Genomic DNA, 5280 nt, shown 5'->3' on the forward strand with positions numbered 1-5280 from the left:
CTTACTAAAAGTAAAAAATGTCTCCCTGCTTGTATTATGGTATTTCTTAAGAAAAATAAATTGTTATGTTGCTAATTTGAAAAAACCAGTTTATCGAACAATTTTTTCAATAAAATATAAGTTTTTAAGGCAACGACAAGTGATAAAATATAAAAGCTATAAGTAGATTTTTTATGACTGAATGTTAAATTTCATTACTTGTAAAGCAAAGTTACATTTATAGAGCTAACTGTCTTTGCCGCTCTTCCCGTCCCCCTGTCTCCGTTTTTTCGGCCATAGGGTATGGGGCGATGGAGCGTAGGGTGTTGGTAATGATTGTACGGCACAGCAAGCGTTTCATAAAATCGATCGGCTTTACTTATGGGATGATGTACCGGATAGCCAATCCAGAAAGGGACTTATACAATGTCGGCGTAAATAAGCGCATTTTTGTAATAATTCTTAATTTTTAGCTATCCATTAACTTGTGACACAGTGCAAACAAAATCTATGCTCCAGAGTAACCGGTTGCCGATTTTGTCTAACCCTCAGCACTTCGATCGAACTTTTGGACGAGCAATTTTGTTTTTCAGACTTTTTTTAATAAATTGTGATCTTTTTAACAGAAAAATCGCAGCTAGCGTGGTTTGATATTTAATAGACAAAAAAAAGTTTCTGCGCGGGATCTCCACATTGTTGGTTTAATCTCAAAACAGGAGCAGCTTAATAGTTGGTTATACTTCATTTGACAAGTTAAACCAATAGAGCTGAATTGCTTTTAACCACAAGCAATTAAACCTGCCGATGTTTTAATCTAGAACATTTCACCAGAGTATAAAATACTAGGATTTATAACAAATGTTACCAACAAGCAGAAATTCTCTCTATTGTACTGGAGTTTCCTTTTTTTCCAAAAAGTTACTTAGGCGATCTGATTCCTTGTAGGAGCCACTAAGCGGGAAAGTATTAGCATTTGTAGAACCTAGAGTGGAGCTACAAATTTGAATAAACAATGGTTCGCCAATAACGAGAAAGATTACAAACTATACAGTCTGTATTTAGCTGGAGGAATGTTATGACTAAGTGTCTTTGTTGCTCGAATCAGTTACTGCGCCACATTAGACATAGCCGCGTTTACTGGTTTTGTTCCCACTGCTGGCAAGAAATGCCGGATCTCACAGAGGTTGTCGCATCTACTCAGCCCTATAGACCGACAATTAAACAGTTGATCGATCGCTCTGCCTTAACTACTAGCTAGACAGTATTTAAGGTAAAAATTTTGAAATGTAAAATTTTTTCACAATTTTGATATTGCCGATCGATCTTCAAATTATTTAGCGAAAAACAAAATTAAAGCCCCTGATAGAGTAATTCAAGGGCTTTAATTTGTATTTATTTTAAATAACAGAGCTTCCTCTCCCAGCCCATTGAGAACTTTAGCGACTCTTATCAATCTTTTCGTTTGATGTCAAGTGGATCGATTCATCTGATTTACTCCACATTAGAAATCTCATTCACAACTTGCGGGCGTCCCCGACGCACTCCGTACAGTAGTCGATCGAGGATGCTTTGTTCTTCTTCGCTTAAACTATTTTGCAAAAGTGCTGCCATTAATCCGTAGCGATCGGCAATAGTTATGCGTCCAGAACTGGTGGCTTCAGCAAATAACTCGAACAAGCCGGCTGGAAGTAGGTTAATGTAGTTAGACATCGCTTTTGCTTGAACTCGATGATTTTATTATGTTTCAGGCTTCTAAAGTGGAAAGCGATCGATCTGTAAAGAAATTGTGATATTTCCCTGTCCACTTTACCGATGCAGATCCATTATTTAAGCGATCTCGATCGCAATCACAGGAAAAATAGAGTTGGCAACGGATGTCGATCGGGTATCGCTTCTGTTTTTTTACCAACCTTAAAAAAGGCCAGCAATAAACGTAGTATATCTAGGAGACAAGTTAAGTAGCTTAAGGGAAAATACGGAAACTTGGCTATGTTTTTGCAGCTTTCAGCGTTGCCATATCCGTATTTCCCCTGCACGAATCCTGAATTAACAGTAACCCTAACGATATGAATCACAAAGATTTCATGAAGATGGCGATCGAGCAAGCAAAACAAGGCGACGCTCCCTATGGTACGGTGATAGTCAAAAATGGCGAAGTAGCGATCGCCGCCCATAACACCGTCAAGCGAGATAACGACCCCTCAGCCCACGCAGAAATCAACGCCATTCGTCGTTTAACCGCCAAAATTGGCAATTACTCTCTCCAAGGCTATACCTTATATACCTCTTGCGAACCTTGTCCCATGTGTGCCACAGCCTGTATTTGGGCAGGCATATCAGAAATTGTTTACGGTGCTTCCATTCAAGATTTAATTGAGCGAGGCATTTCTCAAATTGATTTACCTTGCGAAGAAATCATTGCCAAAGGATTTAGGAAAATTCCAGTTACAAAAGGTATTTTAAAAGCCGAATGTCTAGAATTATTCAAGTAATATCTTAAAATTTATGCGAATATCATTCGATCTTGATGACACCCTTATTTGCCATCAAGGTTGCGTCCAGCGAGAACCAAACCGAGTACCGTTTTTTCTCAAGCCCTGGATTAACGAACCGCTGCGCCTCGGCACACGCGAACTGATGCAAAAATTGAAACAATATGGGTGCGAAGTTTGGATTTATACAACTTCTTATCGTTCGCCTTTTTATGTACGTTTGTGGTTGTTTTGCTACGGCATTCATGTAGCAAAAGTGATTAATCAAGCTACTTATCATGCTTATCTAAGACGCAATCCAAGCAATTCTACGCTCAGCAAAAACCCCAAAATATTTGGTATAGACCTGCACGTAGACGATTCTGAAGGAGTTAGATTGGAAGGGGAAAAGTACGGTTTTGAAGTAGTCGTAATTTCTCCTGAAGATCGCAATTGGACTGAGCGAGTCCTTAAAGCAATTGCACTTCGTTTCGAGCGGTAATTCCTAAGACCTTTCTAAACGTCAGAGATATCCTTCTCGTTCTTACAAATTCCTTGCCTTTATACTTATCTTTCTTACGAAGTGCAATCCCGTGTTGCCATTCGTATCTAGCCTGTTTCTGTAAGATAAGCAAACTTCCCGGCAATAGCAAAATGGGTATCTTTTGTTTCGTTTGACTGTGAGTAAAGTCCATCACGCAGACACTCCCCAAACTTAATGAAATAATCGTTTCGCCAAAACAGGGTACGCAGTCGATATGTGCAGCTATTCCCTGACCGGGTTCGTATTCATTAATAATTACTTGATCCGGTAAACTTTCCGTTAACTTGTCTGTATAAAGTTGTTTGGCAATACTCAGTAACCAATCCGGTAAATCGCCCAGATACAGCGATGATTCAACCGAGCGTTTTTGATAATTATATTTGTAACCGTAATGCTGAACTCTTCTTTTTAATTCTGTTGACCAGACTTGACGATCGATCGTATCCAGCAATTGACATTGTTCAGCCGCGCTAATGTAATCGCAAATGTACTTAAGACCGGGAACTTCCAACATCACTACTTAATCTAAAATGGATTGAGTTGATTGAAAAAGCCAAACGTAAAAATAGATTGTATTTCCAGAGAAGTTAAAATAGATTTACGATCGTCGTGTACGAGGAGACGCTCTGGCCATTTTGAAGGCAGATTATCCCGTTTCCCCATCACTCCTGCTTGTATTCTGGTATTAATTATGCAACTATTGGCTCAAGTTCATCAACTATGTATATGGGCGATAAGAGGAACACCAACTTAGCAAAGCTGGAGAATTTAATTAATTGAGGCACAAGAAAAAGTTTTTCAATTTCGATGGCATTAATATGATTGTTGCATATGCTACAGGGAAAGGTTCACTCCATTATCCCAGGTGAGAATGATACGAGCGTGAGGATTGAAAATTCCCTCTTTGGGATCTCTTGTCAGTAGTTGCTTGCCAGGAAAATTTTTCTTTGTCCCCCATATCCCTTCTTCCTCTTGGCTTTTAACTTTTGACTTTTGACTTACTCCCCCTCCCCCGCATTTTGGGCAGCAGCGCGATCGGTTAATATATCAAAGCGTGTTTGAAACTTGACACAGTAGGGAAACTTCGGTGTAACTCCGAGGCTGTGCGGCAGCTGTAAGCGAGCGTCAACTGCTTCGTAAGCCAGAATGCCTACCTGCAACTGTCCACCATAATTTCCTGCCTCGCACGGGAAAGGATTATATTAATGTTTGCTGCCAATTCATCCAGTCCGACTTCTTTATCTAACTCCCAGTCCTTAGAATTGCCACCTCTGCCGCTGCAACGTCCTCTACTGGCGATCGGTCACGGCAGCAGAGATGATGATGGAAGGCAGAGTTTTCTAGAATTTGCCGCCGCCTATCAAGCTTTGGACACCTCTCGTCCCGTCGTACCCTGCTTTTTGGAACTGACCGGCCCTACAATTCAAGAGGGAATAGACAAATGCGTCGAACAAGGCTACACCGAACTTTCAGCCTTGCCAATACTTTTATTTGCAGCTCGGCACAACAAGTTTGACATCACGAACGAATTAGACCGGGCAAAACAAAGGCATCCCCAGCTAAAGATTCACTACGGGCGTCATTTTGGCGTCACGCCAGGGATATTAGAATTGTGGGGTCAGCGCCTTGCCGAACTCGATCGACCGGAGTGGAAGCGAGAAGATACCGTCCTCCTATTTGTCGGTCGAGGTTCCAGCGACCCGGATGCCAACGGCGACGTATACAAACTCGCCCGCATCCTTTGGGAAGGCAGCGGTTATCTGACAGTCGAAACTTGCTTTATCGGCATTACTCATCCCCGTTTGGAAGAAGGTTTCCGTCGCGCCAGACTCTACCAACCCAAACGGATTATAGTTTTACCGTACTTCCTCTTCACCGGACTTCTGGTTAAAAAGATTTTCGATATCACCGCCCAACAGCAAGAGCAATATCCCCATATTGCCATGACTTGCTTACCGGAAATGGGGCTTCATCCCCAACTTTTCAGGGTATTGCGAGAACGGGAAATTGAAACTCAGCTAGGTCAAGTGCAGATGAACTGCGAAATGTGCAAATTCCGCCTAGCATTTAATTCCTCCAGCAACGGACATTCTCACGCCCACGATCATTTCCATTACGGACACGGACATCGCCATCACCATACTCACGATCACTCTCACGATGATTCTGCCCATAATCACGCGCACCACAGTCATCATAACCACAGCCATGACCATGACCACCCCGCCGTTGACCCTTATGCAGATTTAGAAAAATATCATCAAAAAATTTGGCAAGCACCCTAGA

The 5280-nt window shown here is 41.6% G+C and carries 6 protein-coding genes and 1 riboswitch; of the genes, 4 read left to right on the plus strand and 2 right to left on the minus strand.

Going from position 1 to position 5280, the window contains the following annotated elements:
• The first annotated feature begins 1054 nt into the window (after positions 1 to 1054).
• Positions 1055 to 1237 (plus strand): hypothetical protein, encoded by a 183-nt coding sequence (locus H6S82_RS16855; RefSeq protein WP_190463883.1) that lies wholly within the window; start codon positions 1055 to 1057, stop codon positions 1235 to 1237.
• Positions 1238 to 1470: 233 nt separating this feature from the next.
• Here H6S82_RS16855 and H6S82_RS16860 read toward each other — a convergent pair whose 3' ends face one another.
• Positions 1471 to 1689: a hypothetical protein gene (locus H6S82_RS16860; RefSeq protein WP_191056452.1), complete on the minus strand. Its 219-nt coding sequence runs from the start codon at positions 1687 to 1689 to the stop codon at positions 1471 to 1473.
• A gap of 356 nt (positions 1690 to 2045) precedes the next feature.
• Here H6S82_RS16860 and H6S82_RS16865 point away from each other — a divergent pair, with 356 nt between their 5' ends.
• Together H6S82_RS16865 and H6S82_RS16870 are read left to right on the plus strand one after the other, a co-directional pair.
• Complete coding sequence (locus H6S82_RS16865; RefSeq protein WP_190463881.1) at positions 2046 to 2471, plus strand: nucleoside deaminase; 426 nt, start codon at positions 2046 to 2048, stop codon at positions 2469 to 2471.
• Positions 2472 to 2484: 13 nt separating this feature from the next.
• Positions 2485 to 2952 carry a hypothetical protein gene (locus H6S82_RS16870; RefSeq protein WP_190463880.1) on the plus strand — a complete coding sequence of 156 codons (468 nt, stop codon included), beginning with the start codon at positions 2485 to 2487 and terminating at the stop codon, positions 2950 to 2952.
• Here the strand turns inward: H6S82_RS16870 and H6S82_RS16875 are convergent.
• The gene (locus H6S82_RS16875; RefSeq protein WP_190463879.1) at positions 2921 to 3508 is read right to left on the minus strand and encodes an alpha-ketoglutarate-dependent dioxygenase AlkB; all 588 of its coding nucleotides are present in this window, start codon (positions 3506 to 3508) and stop codon (positions 2921 to 2923) included. The two genes, H6S82_RS16870 and H6S82_RS16875, sit on opposite strands and share 32 nt — an antisense overlap.
• A gap of 523 nt (positions 3509 to 4031) precedes the next feature.
• Positions 4032 to 4167, plus strand: a riboswitch (cobalamin riboswitch).
• 32 nt (positions 4168 to 4199) lie between these two features.
• Between H6S82_RS16875 and H6S82_RS16880 the strand changes: the two genes are divergently transcribed.
• Positions 4200 to 5279: a sirohydrochlorin chelatase gene (locus H6S82_RS16880; RefSeq protein WP_190463878.1), complete on the plus strand. Its 1080-nt coding sequence runs from the start codon at positions 4200 to 4202 to the stop codon at positions 5277 to 5279.
• Position 5280: the final 1 nt, after the last annotated feature.

The organism is Planktothrix sp. FACHB-1355, from assembly GCF_014748295.1.
GTDB classification, from domain to species: domain Bacteria; phylum Cyanobacteriota; class Cyanobacteriia; order Cyanobacteriales; family Aerosakkonemataceae; genus Aerosakkonema; species Aerosakkonema funiforme_A.